The organism is Rhodococcus sp. GXMU-t2271, assembly GCF_041414735.1.
Taxonomy (GTDB): domain Bacteria; phylum Actinomycetota; class Actinomycetes; order Mycobacteriales; family Mycobacteriaceae; genus Rhodococcus; species Rhodococcus indonesiensis.
The window spans coordinates 26751-42780 of sequence record NZ_JAUIZP010000039.1 but is presented as its reverse complement, the minus strand read 5'-3'; the positions used below and the strand labels follow the sequence as shown (position 1 = coordinate 42780).

Genomic DNA, 16030 nt, shown 5'->3' with positions numbered 1-16030 from the left:
GGCCCCGCGCACGATGGGCGCGGGGCCCCGTTCCGGTCACGGCAGGATCAGCCGCCGGTGGACTGGTACGCCTCCACGGCGGCCTGCACCCGTTCCAGCGCTCGGCCGTACGCCGCGAAATCGCCGGTGCTCTGCGCCGCGCTGAGCTCGGCAAGTGCCGCGTCGAGTTCGGCGACTGCCGCCGTCCGATCCGCCGGCGCCGGCGCGGGCGCCGGGTTCGGTGCCGGAGCGGGAGCCGGTGCCGCAGCCTGACCGTCCTGCGGTGTCCCCTGTGCCCCCTCGGCCGGTGCCGGGGGCGTCGACTCGCCACCCGGTGCGGTGGCCGCACTACCGACGCCGCCACCGAAGACCTGGTCCAGCGCCGCGGCAAGGGTGGGGGCATAGCCGATCCGTACGCCACCGGCGGGCCCGGGCTCGCGATAGCTGACGATCACCCGGGACAGCTGCGGGAAGGTGGAGGTGTTTCCCGTCGCCGAGTTGCGTTCCGTGTACATCGGCTGCACGTACAGGATGCCGCCCTGGGCGATGGGCAGCGTCAGCAGATTGCCGTACTGGATCCGGTTGGACCGCTCGAGCAAGGTGCGTTCCGACGCGACGCGCGTGTCGGAGATCATCGCGTTCTGCGTCTGTGCGGGACCGAACGTCTGGGTGTCGGTCGGTAGTTGGAGGATCGTGAACTTGCCGTAGTTGTCCGGATCCGAGTTCACCGAGATGTACGCGGACAGGAACTGCCGGTTGAAGCCCACCATCGCGGAGGTGAGCCGGAACGACGGGCGGGCCGTCTCCTCGTCACCGATCAGCACGTAGTAGGGCGGCTGATTCGCCGTCGTCTCCACCGTCGGGTCACTCGGCACCGACCAGAACGCGTTGTTGGTGAAGAACTCGCGCGGATCGTCGACGTGGTACTTCGCGAGCATCTCGCGCTGCACCTTGAACAGGTCCTCCGGGTACCGGAAATGCGAGCGGAGCTCGTCGGAGATCTGATCCTGCGAGGTCACCGCATCGGGGAAGACACCCATCCACGCCTTCAGGACCGGGTCCTGGTCGTCGACCTGGTAGAGGGTCACGGTGCCGTCGTACGCGTCGACTGTCGCCTTCACCGAGTTCCGGATGTAGGAGACCTCCTTGCGGGGCAGCAGCCGGCCGGTGTTCTGGTCGACGCTGTCCTCGACGAGACCTTCCAAGGAACTGCGCTGCGCGTACGGGTAGTTGTCGAGCGTGGTGTAGGCGTCGACGATCCACACGATGCGGCCGTCGACGGCCGCGGGATAGGCGTCGCCGTCGGCGGTGAGCCACGGTGCGACCTTCGTCACCCGGTCCCGCGGATCGCGGTTGAACAGCAGCTTCGACTCGCTGCCGATCGCGCTCGAGAAGAGGATGTTGCGTTCGGCGTACTTGGAGGCGAACGCGAGGCGGTTGAACCAGTTGCCGATCGACACGCCGCCCGAGCCGGTGTAGGTGTACTGCGCGGTGTCGGTGTCGTATTCGCGCGGGGCCTCGCCCTCGGCGGCACCGACGATCGCGTAGTCGGGCTCCTCCTGCGCAATGACCTCACCGAAGTAGATCCGCGGCTGTTCGACCGGGATCACCTGGTCTCCGGACTCGAGCGACGCGATGTCGCTGACCATGTACACCGGGTAGCCGCTGTTGCTGTTGGCGGCCTCCTCGGCGGACTCGCTGGCAGCGGCGTTCACCCGGTTGGCGGGGGCGGCGACCAGGCCGTTTCCGTGGGTGTACACCGTGTGCCTGTTGATCCAGTCGGTCTGGTTACCCGTCAGGCTCGACGGCGACAGTTCACGGGCGGCGACGATGTAGTCCTCGCGCTGCCCGTCGATCTCGTACCGGTCGATGTCCAGCGACGGCGGGAACCCGTAGAAGTTCTTCAGCTGCTGCTGCTGGGTGAAGGTACGCGGCAGCACGTTGGGGTCGAGCAGACGGGTGTTGGCAATCGTGGTCACGTCCGCCGGCACATTGCGCGGTGACGTGCTCCCCACACCGGGATAGTCCTGGTACTCCACGGTCTCGTCCGTGATGCCGTAGGCCTGACGCGTCGCCGCGATGTTGCGCTCGATGTACTCGGCCTCCTTGACGGCGGCGTTCGGCCGGACGGAGAACTGCTCGACCACCAGCGGCCACACGGCTCCGACGAGGATCGACGAGAGCACCAGCAGCGCGGTCGCCATCGCCGGGATACGCAGGTCGCGCAGCACGATCGCTGCGAAGAACGCCGCCGCGCAGATGACGGCGATCGCCATCAGGATCAGCTTGGCGGGCAGCACGGCGTTGATGTCGGTGAATCCCGCACCGGTGAACGTGGGCTCCTTGCGCCCGCTCCACAGCAGTGCGTACCGGTCGAGCCAGTACGCGACCGCCTTGAGCGCGACGAAGATGCCGGCCAGCACGGCCAGCTGGATGCGGGCGGCGCGGGTGAGACTGCCGCCGCGGCCGGCGAGCCGGATACCGCCGAAGATGTAGTGGGTGACCAGAGCGGCGAAGAGCGCCAGGATGACGGCCACGAACATCCAGTTCAGCAGGAACCGGTAGAAGGGCAGGTCGAAGGCGTAGAAGCCGACGTCCAGTCCGAACTGCGGGTCCGTGGTGCCGAACGAGCCGCCGTTGAAGAACATCTGCACGGTCACCCAGCTCGCCTGCGCGATCAGGCCGGACAGCAGACCGAGCACGATCGGGATGCCGAGGCCGAACGTGCGCAGCCGGGACATCACCGTGGTGCGATACCGCGAGATGGGGTCGTTGGGCCCGGAGGCGGGCACGAACACGGGGCGCGATCGGTACGCCAGCAGCATGGCGAGCCATACCACGGCGCCCACGAACAGACCCACGACGACGAACAAGACGATCCGGGTCAGCAGCACCTTCACGTACACGTCACGGAAGTCGACCTCGCCGAACCACAGCCAGTTGGTGTAGGCGTCCACCAGTCGGGGACCGACCAGCAGCAGCACCGCGGCCACCACGGCCAGGCTCAGCAGAATCTTGCTGCGTTTCGACAGCGAAGGTACTCCGGTGGGGGGCCTCATGCCCACGTGCCACACTCCCAATTCTCCGGCGACGCGGACGCGCCGCAGCTGTTCACCTCGACTGTCACCCACGGCACTCGTGGTGACCGTTTCGCCCCACTCTACGGAACGAGGCCGCCACCACGCCGCGGCGGCGACGAGACCGGGCGACGGTGCAAGGATATGCCCGTGAGCGACAGTCATCCCGTCCCGTCCGAAGACGCCCTGCGCCGGTGCGTCGGTGAGATCGTCGACTTCGTCGACGCCGGTGGCTGGGGACAGCCACCACAGATGTTCGCGCTGGTGCCGACGGCCCTGCTGGCGGCCTCGGAACCGACGCTGCTCGACCAGCTCGACGCGGGCCACGAGTACACCCCGGTGGAGCAGGACGCCTTCCCGGAGGACGTCGAGGGCGGCAGTCCCGCCCTCGACGAGTTCCTCGCCACCACCAGCTGGCCCGAGTCCGTCGCCGGCTGTGCCCTGGTGCAGGAGATCGTGGTGCTGCCACCGAGCGCGGAGTCGGATCTCGACGACGCGCTGGTCCCGTTGCTGGCGGATCCGCACGCCGCCGACGAGGCCGCCCGCGTCGCGGCGCACGGCCATCCGGAACGGCGCGATGCGCGACTGATCGCGGCGGTGCTGCGGGACGGTCCGTCGCTGTCGCTACTGCAGTTGCGGCCCACCGACGAGGACGACCCGTTCGCCGGGATCGAACTGCGGACCTACGACAACCTCGCGCCCAACGTGGTAGCCGCGCTGTACGCGACCCTCGAACCGGGCGACGACTAGCGCCCGCGTCTACTCGCAGCTCGGCGCGTCGCCCCCGTCGGCGAGCGAGCCGAGCGCACCAATCGCACCCTCGAGGGTCTCGACCTCGACCAGCCGCATCCCGTCGGGAGCAGCGCTGCGCGCCTCCGCGCAGTTGTCGGCGGGCACGAGGAACACCGTGGCGCCGTCCTCCGACGCCGCGACGAGCTTGTGGGTGATGCCGCCGATCGGGCCGACGGCCCCGTCGGAATCGATGGTGCCGGTCCCCGCGACGACGGCGCCGCCGCTGAGTTCGCCGGGACTGAGCTTGTCGACCACCGCGAGGCTGAAGATCAGCCCCGCCGACGGCCCGCCGACATCGGCGAGGTTGAACGTCACGTCGAACGGCACGTCCGGCACCTCCTCAGGACTGATGCCGAGGAAACCCTCCTCCGGATCGTCGGGGCGGGCGCCCACGGTCACCGTGACGGTCTGCTCGACACCGTCCCGCACGATCCCGACGTCGACCGGCGTACCAGGGGCGACGGCGGCGACGGCGCGCTGCACGCTGCCGGCGGTGGTCACCGGCTCCCCGTCGACGGTGACGAGCCGGTCGTCCTCGCGCAGCACCCCGGCGGAGGGACCGGACTCGCCGACCCGGGCGACACGCAGGACGACGGGCAGGTCGAGATGGTGCAGGGCGGCGAGTTCCGCGCTGCGTTCGGACTGCTCGAACTGGGCGGCGTCCGCCTCCTTGACCTGTTCCCGGGTGGCGGTGGGCGGGTAGATCTGCTCGCGCGGGGCGATTCCGTACCGGCTGCCGAGCCACGCCGTGAGGGCCTGCGCCACGGTCAGCCGGTCGCTGACACCGACCGTCGTCATCACGAGCTCGCCGGTGGTCGGGTCGGTGTCGGTGCCCTCGATGGCGACGACCGCCTTGCCGTCGATCTCGCCGAGGGTGTCGAACGTCGGGCCGGGACCGAGCGCCACGTAGGGCACCTTCACATTCAGCGCCACCGTCACCAGCAGCAGCGCGGGGAACAGCACCGCCAGGATCGTCACGAGCCGTCGATTCACCCGGCCAGGGTATCCGGAGCGGCGGTGTTCGCGGTCAGCGTGATCGCGGGGGCCACCGCTGCGCGGTGGGCCTTGTACCGTTGACGGCATGAGCGACACGCCTTTCGGATTCTCGAATCCCGACGACGACCCGGACCGCAGGAAGGATTCCGGTTCCGGCGCCGAGGGATCCGGTGCCGAGGGTGCCGGCGCGGCAGGCGGCGGGTCCCAGGGCGGCACCCCCGGCGGGTTTCCCTTCGGGTTCGGTGTGCCCGGCGCAGGCGGTGCCCCGTTCGGGGCGGGTGGCGACAACCCGTTCGGAGCGCAGGGCTTCGACCCGGCAGCGCTCGGTCAGATGCTGACGCAGTTCGGTCAGATGCTCAGCGGCATGGGCAGCGCAATGGGGTCCGGCGGTTCGGGACCCGTCAACTACGAGGTGGCCGCCAAGCTCGCCCGCCAGCAGATCGGCTCCGTCACGCCGGTCTCGTCCGGGTCGGCGGACGCCGTCCGGGACGCCGCGCACCTGGCAGAGCTGTGGCTCGACGGCGCGACCACTTTGCCCGCCGGCGCGACCCGCACCGTCGCCTGGACGCCCGTGGACTGGCTCGACAACACGCTCGAGACGTGGAAACGGCTGTGCGATCCCGTGGCCGAGCAGGTCAACGGCATGTGGGTCCAGGGTCTGCCGGAAGAGGCCCGGACGATGGCCGGGCCGATGCTCGGGATGTTCTCCCAGATGGGAGGCCTGGCGTTCGGATCCCAGCTCGGCCAGGCGCTCGGACAGCTGGCCAAAGAGGTTCTGACCTCGACCGACATCGGTCTTCCCCTCGGTCCTGCGGGCACCGCGGCGTTGATGCCCGCCGCGATCGATGCCTTCGGTGAGGGGCTCGAGCAGCCGGCACAGGAAGTTCTCGTCTTCCTCGCCGCGCGAGAAGCGGCACACCAGCGGCTCTACAGCCATGTGCCGTGGCTGCGATCGCGCCTGCTGTCCACCGTCGAGGACTACGCGCGCGGCATCCGGATGGACTTCTCCGCGATCGAGGACCTCGCCCAGGGCATCGACCCCACGGCGCTGACGGACCCGTCGAAGATCGAGGAACTGCTCAAGGGCGCGGCGTTCGAGCCGCAGACCACCCCTGAGCAGAAGCAGGCCCTCGAGCGCCTCGAGACGTTGCTCGCCCTCGTCGAGGGCTGGGTCGAGACCGTGGTCGCCGATGCCCTCGGCGACCGGCTGCCCGGGGTGGCCGCGTTGAGCGAGACCCTGCGCCGCCGCCGCGCGAGCGGTGGCCCCGCCGAGCAGACCTTCGCCACACTCGTCGGTCTCGAGCTGCGGCCGCGGAAACTGCGCGAGGCCGCCGCCCTGTGGCGCCGCCTCACCGCCGATGCCGGGACCGAGGCACGGGACAAGGTGTGGGCCCATCCGGACCTGCTGCCGGACTCGTCGGACCTGGACAACCCGGCCGCCTTCCTCGATCGGATCATCGGCGGCGAAACGACCACGTTCGACGATCCGATCGCGCAGCTGCGCGAGACCGAGGCACGCGAACGCGCCGAGCGGGAGAAGGGCGACTCCGGCGAGTCCACCGATCCCGACGAATCCGCCTGAGCACGCTTCGGCGCAGGTAGATCCCGGTTCTTCCCTGTGGACAACCGGCCTCGAGCACCCCGGGGCGCGGTCCGGGTTGCCGCAGACTGGCGGGCATGACCACGGCCACGCACCAGCCCGGACCGGCGCTCGATCCTGCCCTCGAAGTGCTCCGCCGCCCGGACGGCTCGGTCCAGCTCGGGTGGGGTCCCGACACCGCCGCAGTCCTCTCGCCCGGCAAAGACCTCGACGCATTCGGTCTGTCGACGGTGCTGAATCTGCTCGACGGGCGTTCGTCGCGTGCGGAGATTCTGGTCCGCACCGCGCGGGCCGGGCTCGCGGACGATGCCGTCACCGTCCTGCTCGACGAATTGACCACCGTCGGCGCGGTCCGGGATCCGGGCGGGACCGTACCGGTGGCTCCTCGGGTGCGGGTGCACGGGCGCGGACCCCTGGCGGATACGCTGGTCGCCCACCTGACGGTCTCGGGCACCCGGCTGAGCAGGTCCGCCGCCTATACCGGCGACAGTGACGTGGCCCGATGGGACGTGCAGTGCGTGCTCCTCGCCGACGCACTGGTCCCCGACCCCCGGCTCGTCCGGGAGCTGATGCGGCACCGCGTGCCGCACCTGCCCGTGTTGCTGCGCGACGGCCGTGGCATCGTCGGGCCGTTCGTCGTCCCGGGTCGCACGAGCTGTCTGCGATGCGCAGATCTCACCCGCACCGACCTCGACCCGCACTGGCCGCAGCTCGCGGCTCAACTGTGCGACCGCGTCGGCTGTGCGGAGCCCCCGGCGGTGCTGGCGACCGCAGCTCTCGCCCTCGGCGAGCTCGACGCAATTCTCACGACCGCGGCGCCCGCGACACTGGACCGGACCTTCGAGCTGGACCTGCGCAGTCATCGGCTCGCGTCGCGGCGCTGGTACCGGCACCCGGAGTGTGGGTGCGCAGCCCCGCCCGCGTGAAGCGGGGTCGCCCCCGGCGCCCCGCGCCGGGAGGACGGCGTCAGGCATGATGGGGGGCGTGGCCGAAATCCCCCGGAGAAGCAGTTCCCGCACCGCCAAGCTCGCCAGCATCCCCCTCGGGATCGCCGGTCGTGCCGCGGTGGGGTTCGGCCGGCGTCTGGCCGGCGGGGACCGCGAGGAGATCGATGCGGAGCTCGCGGCGAAGGCGGCCGAGCAGCTGTTCACGGTGCTCGGAGAGCTCAAGGGCGGAGCCATGAAGGTCGGCCAGGCACTGAGCGTGATGGAAGCCGCGGTACCGGAGGAGTTCGCCGAACCGTACCGGGAGGCGCTGACGAAGTTGCAGTCGGCCGCTCCGCCGCTGCCTGCCAAGACGGTCCACCGTGTCCTCGATCAGCAGCTCGGCGCCGGCTGGCGGGAACGCTTCGCCTCGTTCGACGACGTCCCCACCGCCTCGGCGAGCATCGGACAGGTCCACCGGGCGACGTGGGCGGACGGCCGCGAGGTCGCGGTGAAGGTCCAGTACCCGGGTGCCGACGAGGCGCTGCGCGCCGATCTGCGCACCCTGTCGCGGTTCGCGGGTCTGTTCGCGACGGTGATGCCGGGCACGGACGTGCGGGCGGTGCTCGACGAGCTGACCGCCCGCACCGAGGAGGAGCTCGACTACCGGATCGAGGCCGACAATCAGCGGGCCTTCGCCAGAGTGTTCAGCGACGATCCTCGGTTCGTCGTGCCGCGGGTGGTCGCCAGTTCCCCGAAGGTCTTCGTCACCGAATGGCTGACGGCGACACCGCTTTCCACGATCATCGCGGAGGGTACCCGCGAGCAGCGCAACCGGGCCGGCGCGCTGCTGGCCGAATTCCACTTCGCCTCCCCGGCGCAGGTGGGACTGCTGCACTGCGACCCCCATCCGGGCAATTTCATGCTGCTCGACGACGGCCGGCTCGGCGTCATCGACTTCGGTGCCACGGCCGCGATGCCGAACGGGTTGCCACCGGTGCTGGGCCGGATGGTGCGGCTGGCCCTCGAAGAACGCTTCGACGAGCTGACCACTCTGCTCTACGAGAACCGGTTCGTCCTGCCGGGCAGGGAGGTCACCGAGCAGGAGATCGCGGACTACCTGCGCCCGTTCACCGACCCGATCCATACGGAGTCCTTCCACTTCACCCGGGCCTGGCTGCAGAAGGCGGCGGGCACCGCCACCGACTTCTCCGGATCCAACTTCCGGACCGCGCGGGCATTGAACCTGCCGCCGGAGTACGCGAACATCGTCCGCGTACTCCTCGGCTCGGTCGGCATCTGCGCCCAGCTGGATGCGCACGCCCCCTACATGCGGATCCTGTCGGAGTGGCTGCCGGGATTCACCGACCCGGTGGACTGACGTCCCGGCAACCCGGTCAGGCGCACACGAGTTCCTTGCGGGGGCGCCCCCGCGGGCGCTTGCGGGCGACGACGACGCCCCGTTCGAAGATCTCGCCGCCCCACACACCCCACGGCTCGGCTCGGTCGAGTGCCGCGGCGAGGCAGTGGGCTCGGATCGGGCACCGGCCGCACAGCGTCTTGGCCCGCTCCAACTCGGCCGGTGATTCGGCGAACCACAGATCCGGGTCGTCGCCGCGGCAGGGCAACTCGCGCACGCGCGTCGTTCGGTCGACGTCGAGCGTTGCGGTTTGCACGATGGATGTCTCCTTTGTCTGGTTCGGATGCGAGGGGCGAACCGGGCAGAAGACGAAGAAGGCCACGGTCCGCTGGGCGGTGTCCGTGGCCGGAAGGCGAATCGAAGATTACCGGGGCTGACCTCGGTGGCTTCGGGACACGGACGAAAGGGCGGCTGCGCGCACGCGGGCGACGCGCGGAGTGCACGCACCGGCGGCGACGGGGGCGCCGGCGACGGGGGCGGCGACCACCACTGCAGCTGCATCGAAGCCGAGCATCGGGGCCACCTCCTGACGTCGTCCGCGCACGGGCCTTTCCCGTGACATCGACCTCCAGCCTAGAAACTCGGCCGTCGATCGCACAACCCATTTTCTACCTGCGGTTTTGCCGCATCCGTGGAACCGCTACAAATCGAGGGTGTCGGCCGCGCGTTCCCCACGCACGACAGCGAGCACGTCCGCTCCGAACTGCTCGAGTTTCTTCGCCCCGATACCGGGGATGGCGACGAGGGCGCGGTCGTCGCCCGGCCGCTGCTCGGCGATCGCGATGAGCGTGTTGTCGCTGAACACCACGTACGCGGGGACCTTCATCTCCTTGGACCGCTCCCGGCGCCAGTCCTTCAAGGCCACCAGCAGCGATTCGTCCAGGTTCGACGGGCAACCCTCGCAGCGTCCGAGCATGGTCGCGGACGATCCCATGAGGGGCTTGCCGCACACGCGGCACTGCGGCCGCTTCCGCTTCGGCGACGCGGGAACCGCAATCCGGGAGGCCGGCGAATCGTCGGGGATCAGACCGTGCAGGAACCGTGATCGCCGCCGCGACCGGCGACCGCCCTCGGTACGCGAGAGCGCCCACGACAGGTGCAGGTGCACGCGGGCGCGGGTCACCCCGACGTACAGCAGTCGGCGCTCCTCCTCGATCCCGGCTTCGTCGGGCGGTGTGGAGCTGTCACCGACGACGTGCACGATGGGCAGTGTCCCGTCGGTGAGCCCGACGAGGAAGACTGCGTCCCATTCCAGGCCTTTGGCCGCGTGCAGCGACGCAAGTGTGACGCCCTGCACCGTCGGTGGGTGCCGCGCCTCCGCCCGCGCCGCGAGGTCGCGCAGCAGGCCGTCGAGATCGAGGTCGGGCTCGTGCCCGAGGAGTTCCTCGGTGAGCTGCACCAGCGCCCGCAGCGATTCCCAGCGTTCACGCGCCTGCGCACCGGCAGGTTCGGTGTCGCTCAGCCCGAGCGGGGCGAGCACCGCCCGCACCAGCGTGACCAGGGCGGCACCGCGATCGGCGCCCTCGGGCAGGTCGTCTCGGGCCTGCGCCTGACGCAGCGCCCCGACCGCCTGCCGCACCTCTGCCCGGGTGAAGAAGCCCTCGCCGCCGCGGACCTGGTACGGGATACCGGCTTCGGTGAACGCCTGCTCGTAGGCCTCGGACTGAGCGTTGATGCGGTAGAGCACGGCGATCTCGGCGGCCGGTACCCCCGAACCCAGCAGTTCGGCGATCGCCTTGGCGACGGCCCGCGCCTCGGCGGGTTCGTCGTCGTACTCGGCGAACGCCGGCTCCGGTCCGGGCGGGCGCTGGCCGACGAGCTGGAGCCGGGTCCCGGCGATGCGCCCGCGCGCCGCGCCGATGACCCGGTTGGCAAGGGACACGACCTGCGGGGTGGAACGGTAGTCACGTTCGAGCCGGACCACGGTCGCGTCCGGGAACCGGCGGGAGAAGTCGAGAAGGTACTGCGGGGTGGCACCGGTGAACGAGTAGATCGTCTGGTTCGCGTCACCGACGACGGTGAGGTCGTCGCGGTCGCCGAGCCACGCGTCGAGCACTCGCTGCTGCAGGGGCGTGACGTCCTGGTACTCGTCGACGACGAAACAGCGGTAGCGGTCGCGGAACTCCTCGGCGACGGCGGTGTGTTCCTCGAGCGCGGCGGCCGTGTGCAGCAGCAGGTCGTCGAAATCGAGGTAGATGCCGTCGTCGCGCACCTTGAGCGACTCGTAGCCGGCGTAGACGGCGGCGACCCGCCCAGCGTCGGCGGGAGGTTCCCGCCGGGCGCGGGCCGCCACGGCCGGATAGTCCTCCGGCGCGACGAGCGATCCTTTGGCCCACTCGATCTCCGAGAGCAGGTCGCGCACGGTGTCGGTGTCGGTGGCGAACCCGGCCCGGTGCGCGGCCTGGGAGACGACCGCGAACTTGCGGTCGAGCAGCTGCCACGGCGTGTCGCCGACCACCTGCGGCCAGAAGTAGCGCAGCTGCCGCAGAGCGGCGGCGTGGAAGGTGCGCGCCTGCACCTGCGGGCCCGTGCCGCCCACGCCGAGTTCGCGCAGACGACCGCGCATCTCTCCGGCGGCGCGCGCGGTGAACGTGACTGCGAGGACCTGGCCGGCCGCGACGTGCCCGCGGGACACCAGGTGCGCGATGCGGCGGGTGATCGTCCGGGTCTTCCCGGTACCTGCGCCTGCGAGGACACACACCGGGCCCCGCGGCGCGAGGACCGCCGCGGCCTGCTGGGGATCGAGCCCCTCCACCGATGTCTCTGCGCGCATGGGCTCCATCATGGCAGGACGTGGTGACAGGCATCCGGCCCACACCGCCTGTGGCGGAGAACACATTTCGCCGGGGGACGGAACAGCGCGCAGACGGTGGTTGTTGTGCGCACCGTGACTACGACCGACGCTCCTGCCCTGACGCTCTACACCACCGACTGGTGCGGCTACTGCCGTCGCCTCAAGCTCCAGCTCGACGAGCACGGCATCGGATACGCCGAGATCGACATCGAAGCCGACCCGGCGGCCGCCGAGTTCGTCGGCAGCGTCAACAACGGAAACCACGTCGTTCCCACCGTCCAGTACGCCGACGGCAGCACCGCGACCAATCCCCCGCTGTCCGCGGTCAAGCAGGCGCTCGGTCTCTAGCCGACGGCACCGCATCCGCCGGGAGCACCGAGGAGCTCAGGTGGTGTATCCCGGCGGGGCCGGCACGGCGTGTTCGGCTGCCCGGCTGACCTTCTCCCATGCCGCCCAGTCCCGGATGCGGTCCTGCGCGAGTCCGACCGCGGCGTCGTAGACGACGCTGCCGAGGATCAACCGTCTCGGCGGGGCGTCGCTGTCCACGGCTGCCCGGACCGCGGCCGCGGCGAGCGCCGGCTCGCTGTCGACGCCGCCGGCGGCCGACGTCGCTGCCATCTCGGCGCGCAGCGCCGCATAGTCGTCGAGCGGAGCAGTGGCGGGCATGTCCTTGTACAGGTCCGTCCAGTATCCGCCGGGTTCGACGATCGTCACGGCGACCCCGAAGTGTGCGGCCTCGGCAGCGACCGCCTCGCTCAGTCCTTCCAGTGCGAACTTGCTCGCGCTGTACAACCCGGTGGTGGGAAATGCCGCGATCCCCGCAATACTGGAGATCTGCAGCAGCCGGCCCCGGCGCCGGCGTAGCGCCGGCAACACCGCCTGCGTGACCCACAGCGCTCCGAAGAAGTTGGTCTCCATCTGAGCGCGTGCCTGCTCCTCGGTGAACTCCTCGACGAAGCCCGTCCACATCGTCCCGGCGTTGTTGACGACGACATCGAGGCGCCCGAAGTGGTCGACAACCCGATCGACCGCCGCGAACACCGCCGACCGGTCGGTCACGTCGACGTCGACGGTGAGCACCCGCTCGTCGTCCCGGAACTCGGGCACGGCGGTTGCGGTGCGGGCAAGGGCGGCCACCCGGTCTCCTGCGGTGAGCGCCTCCCGGGTGAACGCTCGGCCAAGCCCTCGGCTTGCCCCCGTGACCAGCCATATCCGCTGCTCGACCATGCGGGCGCCTCCTCAAATCTAGACGAGACGGATCGTCTCGTCATGTGAGTATGCGACCCTCGTTCCCCCTAGTCAAGACGGTCCGTCTCGTCTCGGTATGGCTATGCTGTGTTCCATGCCGCCGAGAAGCACCCGCCGCAGCGACGCCGCCCGGACAGCGATCCTGACCGCCGCGGTGGAGTTGGTCGGTGAAGTGGGCTACAGCAAGTCGAGCATCGAGGCGATCGCTACCCGAGCCGGCGTCGGGAAACAGACCATCTACCGGTGGTGGTCGTCGAAAGGATCGGTGCTGCTCGACGCCTACCTCAACGCAAACGTGGGCGGCGAACCGGAGGACCCGCAGGGCCTACCGAACACGGGCGATCTCGTCGCCGACATGAGGGCGGTGCTGCGCGCCACCGTCGACGAACTGAACGATCCCCGGTTCGAACGGCCGTTGCGCGCGCTGACCGTCGCCGTACTCGAGGACGAGTCCCTGGCCGCCGAATACTCCCGTCGTCTCGACGAGCCGATGCGGCAGATGAAGAAGGAGCGGCTGCGCGCGGCGCAGCGACAGGGTCAGCTGTCCCCCGATGTGGATCTCGACGCCGTCGTCGACACCCTCTTCGCCCCCGTCGCCCAGCGCTGGCTGCTGCGCTCCGGTCCGCTGACCTACGAATACACCGATCACCTCGTCGAGACCGTGCTCACCGACCTGCCGAGGCCGGGGTCCTGACCGGTTCAGGTCCCCCGGACCCAACCCTCCAGCATGCCCCGGGCGATCGAGATCGATCCCGGCAGCAACAACGGGGCGTCGGCCGGGGAAGCCCAGTCGCCGAGCGCGAGCGCGGCCCCCACCTCGTCGCGGCTGAACCAGCGGGCCTCGGCGATCTCCCCGTCGAGGAAGGCCAGCGGATGCTCCGGATCGGCGACGGCGGAGAACCCGATCATCACCGACCGCGGGAACGGCCACGGCTGGCTGCCGAGGTACCGCACGTCTCGCACCTCGACGCCGACCTCCTCGCGGATCTCCCGCACGACGCAGGACTCGAGCGACTCCCCCGCCTCGACGAACCCGGCGAGCACGGAGAACCGTCGCTCCGGCCACACCGGCTGTCGCGCCAGCAGGACCCGGTCCGCGCCGTCGTGCACGAGACAGATGATTGCCGGGTCGGTACGCGGGAACTCCTCGTGACCGGTGCTGGTGCTGATTCTCGACCAGCCGGACAGGGTCGGCTCGGTCGGCGCTCCGTCCAGTGAACTGAAGCCCGCGCTGTCGTGCCAGTTGAGCAGGGCCACCGCAGTCACCATCAGACCCGCGTCGGCGTCGTCGAGCCGCTCCCCGACCCGGCGCAGATCGGCGACCGTTCCGGTCTGCGCGAGCACCCGGACCGCCCACACGTGCCGGTCGCCGCGCACACCGAGGAACACCGCGCCGGGAACCGGCTCGGGTCCCAGCTCCACCGCCGCGGCGAACACCAAGGCGTCGCCGTCCACCGGCACCTGCCCGCGACGATCGACCCGGAGCAGTTGGGCCCGGGACCAACCGTCGTGCAGGGCCGCGGCGTCGCCCCGCAGTTCCTCGGCGCGGTCGACGACCGCACGGGAGAGCAAGGGGGTGTCGGACAGCTGGAAACGGCTCACGACTGCACCCTAGCGGCGGCGCGGGCTCAGCCCGACACCCGCCGGATGTAGAGCAGCTTGTCGTCCGCCTCCACGGCGTCGACCTCGGGGGACCCCACGCGCAGCAGGCGGCCGTCGCGCACGACGCCGAGCACGATGTCGGACAGGTGGCGGGGCGAGCCGCCCACTTCGTTCGGTTCGACGTCGCGTTCGGCGATCGCGAATCCCGCCTCCGGGGTGAGCAGATCCTCGATCATCTCCACAACGCTCGGCGTCGTGGTGGCGATGCCGAGCAACCGGCCCGCAGTCTCCGACGAGATGACCACCGAGTCCGCGCCCGATTGACGCAGCAGATGCGTGTTCTCCGATTCGCGGATGGCCGCGACGATCTTCGCCCTCGGAGCGATCTCGCGCGCGCTGAGCGTGACGAGCACCGCGGTGTCGTCCCGGTTGGCGGCGACGATGATCGCGGCCGCATGCTGAACCCCGGCCAGGCGCAGCACATCCGACTTCGTCGCCGAACCCTGCACGGTCACCAGGCCCTGTCCCGCGGCGGTTTCGAGTACCACCGGATCCGTGTCGACGACGACGATCTCCGACGGCGGAACCCCGTCGCCCAGCATCGCATCCACGGCGGTGCGGCCCTTGGTGCCGTATCCGACGACGACGGTGTGATTACGCACGCGGCGCCTCCAACGCTGAATCTTGAACGCCTGACGGGAACTCTCGGTCAGTGCCGAGAGCGTCGTACCGACCAGGACGATGAGGAAGAAAATCCGTAGCGGCGTGATGACCAGAACGTTGATCAGTCTCGCCTCGGGAGTGATCGGGGTGATGTCACCGTACCCGGTGGTCGACAGCGAGACGGTTGCGTAGTAGACGCAGTCCAGCAGCGACAGCGCATCACCCTGGGCGTCGCGATAGCCGTCCCGGTCCAGATAGACCACCAGCACGGCGAACGCCAGTGCTGCCACCGCATATCCGACGCGGCGGGTGATGGCCCGGCTCGGACTGGTCTGCAACTGCGGCACCCGCAGGATGCCCACCAGTGCGAAGTCCGGGCGTTCGGTGAGCACGTCGGAACGGCTGAAGCGGCCCCGTAACCTACCCGGCATGGCGGCTCTCCCGCGGTGTTCTCGGCTCCGTCGATGCGGTCACCGACGTTCTCGTTGCTGACATCGGCTCGCAGCCTACGCGTCGGCCGCTAGTGTGGCGCGCATGTCCACACACCCGTCCCAGCGCGCGGCGCTGCGGCTGTCCGCGCTCCTCCTCGGCGCGGGCACCGCGCATTTCGCCTCCCCTCGACCCTTCGACCGGATCGTGCCGACAGCGCTGCCGGGTTCGCCGCGGACCTACACGTACGCATCCGGAGTCGCCGAGCTGACCGTGGGGACGGCACTTGCGATTCCGCGGACCCGCCGGCTCGGCGGGGCGTTGGCCGCGGCACTGCTGGTGGCGGTGTTCCCCGCCAACGTGCAGATGGCCGTGACATGGCTGCGGAGCGAGCGGCTCTCCCCGGCCGCGAAGGCGATCGCGGTGGCCCGGCTGCCTCTGCAGCTGCCCCTGATCGCCCAGGCGTTCACGGCCCGGCGCAACGCGCCGCGCCGCTGACCTCGGCCG

General features: G+C 70.3%; 14 protein-coding genes. 7 read left to right on the top strand and 7 right to left on the bottom strand.

All coding sequences use genetic code 11. From position 1 onward, the window contains the following. Nucleotides 1-47: 47 nt before the first annotated feature. Nucleotides 48-3044: a UPF0182 family protein gene (locus tag QYS60_RS15895; RefSeq protein WP_289377636.1), complete on the bottom strand. Its 2997-nt coding sequence runs from the start codon at nucleotides 3042-3044 to the stop codon at nucleotides 48-50. A gap of 156 nt (nucleotides 3045-3200) precedes the next feature. Here QYS60_RS15895 and QYS60_RS15890 point away from each other — a divergent pair, with 156 nt between their 5' ends. After that, nucleotides 3201-3806, top strand: a complete 606-nt coding sequence (locus QYS60_RS15890; RefSeq protein ID WP_040782869.1) for a PPA1309 family protein — start codon at nucleotides 3201-3203, stop codon at nucleotides 3804-3806. A gap of 9 nt (nucleotides 3807-3815) precedes the next feature. Here QYS60_RS15890 and QYS60_RS15885 read toward each other — a convergent pair whose 3' ends face one another. Beyond that, nucleotides 3816-4841 (bottom strand): PDZ domain-containing protein, encoded by a 1026-nt coding sequence (locus tag QYS60_RS15885; protein ID WP_040782872.1) that lies wholly within the window; start codon nucleotides 4839-4841, stop codon nucleotides 3816-3818. A gap of 88 nt (nucleotides 4842-4929) precedes the next feature. Here QYS60_RS15885 and QYS60_RS15880 point away from each other — a divergent pair, with 88 nt between their 5' ends. The 3 genes from QYS60_RS15880 (at nucleotide 4930) to QYS60_RS15870 (ending at nucleotide 8748) form a co-directional block, all read left to right on the top strand. Further along, nucleotides 4930-6426, top strand: coding sequence for a zinc-dependent metalloprotease (locus QYS60_RS15880; RefSeq protein ID WP_371383629.1), 1497 nt, complete (start codon nucleotides 4930-4932; stop codon nucleotides 6424-6426). 95 nt (nucleotides 6427-6521) lie between these two features. After that, nucleotides 6522-7370, top strand: a complete 849-nt coding sequence (locus QYS60_RS15875) for a TOMM precursor leader peptide-binding protein (RefSeq protein WP_371383628.1) — start codon at nucleotides 6522-6524, stop codon at nucleotides 7368-7370. Nucleotides 7371-7416: 46 nt separating this feature from the next. Then, nucleotides 7417-8748, top strand: a complete 1332-nt coding sequence (locus QYS60_RS15870; protein WP_003937332.1) for an AarF/ABC1/UbiB kinase family protein — start codon at nucleotides 7417-7419, stop codon at nucleotides 8746-8748. Nucleotides 8749-8764: 16 nt separating this feature from the next. Here the strand turns inward: QYS60_RS15870 and QYS60_RS15865 are convergent, their stop codons facing one another. Both QYS60_RS15865 and QYS60_RS15860 read right to left on the bottom strand, forming a co-directional pair. Then, the gene (locus tag QYS60_RS15865) at nucleotides 8765-9043 is read right to left on the bottom strand and encodes a WhiB family transcriptional regulator (RefSeq protein WP_003937333.1); all 279 of its coding nucleotides are present in this window, start codon (nucleotides 9041-9043) and stop codon (nucleotides 8765-8767) included. A 384-nt stretch (nucleotides 9044-9427) separates the two neighbouring features. After that, nucleotides 9428-11560 (bottom strand): ATP-dependent DNA helicase UvrD2, encoded by a 2133-nt coding sequence (locus QYS60_RS15860; RefSeq protein ID WP_371383627.1) that lies wholly within the window; start codon nucleotides 11558-11560, stop codon nucleotides 9428-9430. A 114-nt stretch (nucleotides 11561-11674) separates the two neighbouring features. Here QYS60_RS15860 and QYS60_RS15855 point away from each other — a divergent pair, with 114 nt between their 5' ends. After that, a complete protein-coding gene (locus QYS60_RS15855) occupies nucleotides 11675-11929 on the top strand; it encodes a mycoredoxin (RefSeq protein ID WP_040782890.1) in 255 nt (84 codons plus the stop codon). Between the two features lie 36 nt (nucleotides 11930-11965). On the opposite strand, the gene QYS60_RS15850 is transcribed toward QYS60_RS15855, so the two are convergent. Further along, nucleotides 11966-12808, bottom strand: a complete 843-nt coding sequence (locus QYS60_RS15850; protein WP_371383626.1) for an SDR family NAD(P)-dependent oxidoreductase — start codon at nucleotides 12806-12808, stop codon at nucleotides 11966-11968. Between the two features lie 103 nt (nucleotides 12809-12911). Between QYS60_RS15850 and QYS60_RS15845 the strand changes: the two genes are divergently transcribed. Then, nucleotides 12912-13523, top strand: coding sequence for a TetR/AcrR family transcriptional regulator (locus QYS60_RS15845; protein WP_371383631.1), 612 nt, complete (start codon nucleotides 12912-12914; stop codon nucleotides 13521-13523). Nucleotides 13524-13528: 5 nt separating this feature from the next. On the opposite strand, the gene nudC is transcribed toward QYS60_RS15845, so the two are convergent. Continuing rightward, nucleotides 13529-14431 (bottom strand): NAD(+) diphosphatase, encoded by a 903-nt coding sequence (gene nudC, locus QYS60_RS15840; RefSeq protein WP_289377641.1) that lies wholly within the window; start codon nucleotides 14429-14431, stop codon nucleotides 13529-13531. 26 nt (nucleotides 14432-14457) lie between these two features. Continuing rightward, on the bottom strand, nucleotides 14458-15525 hold the full coding sequence (locus QYS60_RS15835; RefSeq protein ID WP_289377642.1) for a TrkA family potassium uptake protein: 1068 nt from the start codon (nucleotides 15523-15525) through the stop codon (nucleotides 14458-14460). A gap of 103 nt (nucleotides 15526-15628) precedes the next feature. On the opposite strand from QYS60_RS15835, the gene QYS60_RS15830 reads away from it, so the two are divergent. Beyond that, nucleotides 15629-16021, top strand: a complete 393-nt coding sequence (locus tag QYS60_RS15830; protein WP_289377643.1) for a hypothetical protein — start codon at nucleotides 15629-15631, stop codon at nucleotides 16019-16021. Nucleotides 16022-16030: the final 9 nt, after the last annotated feature.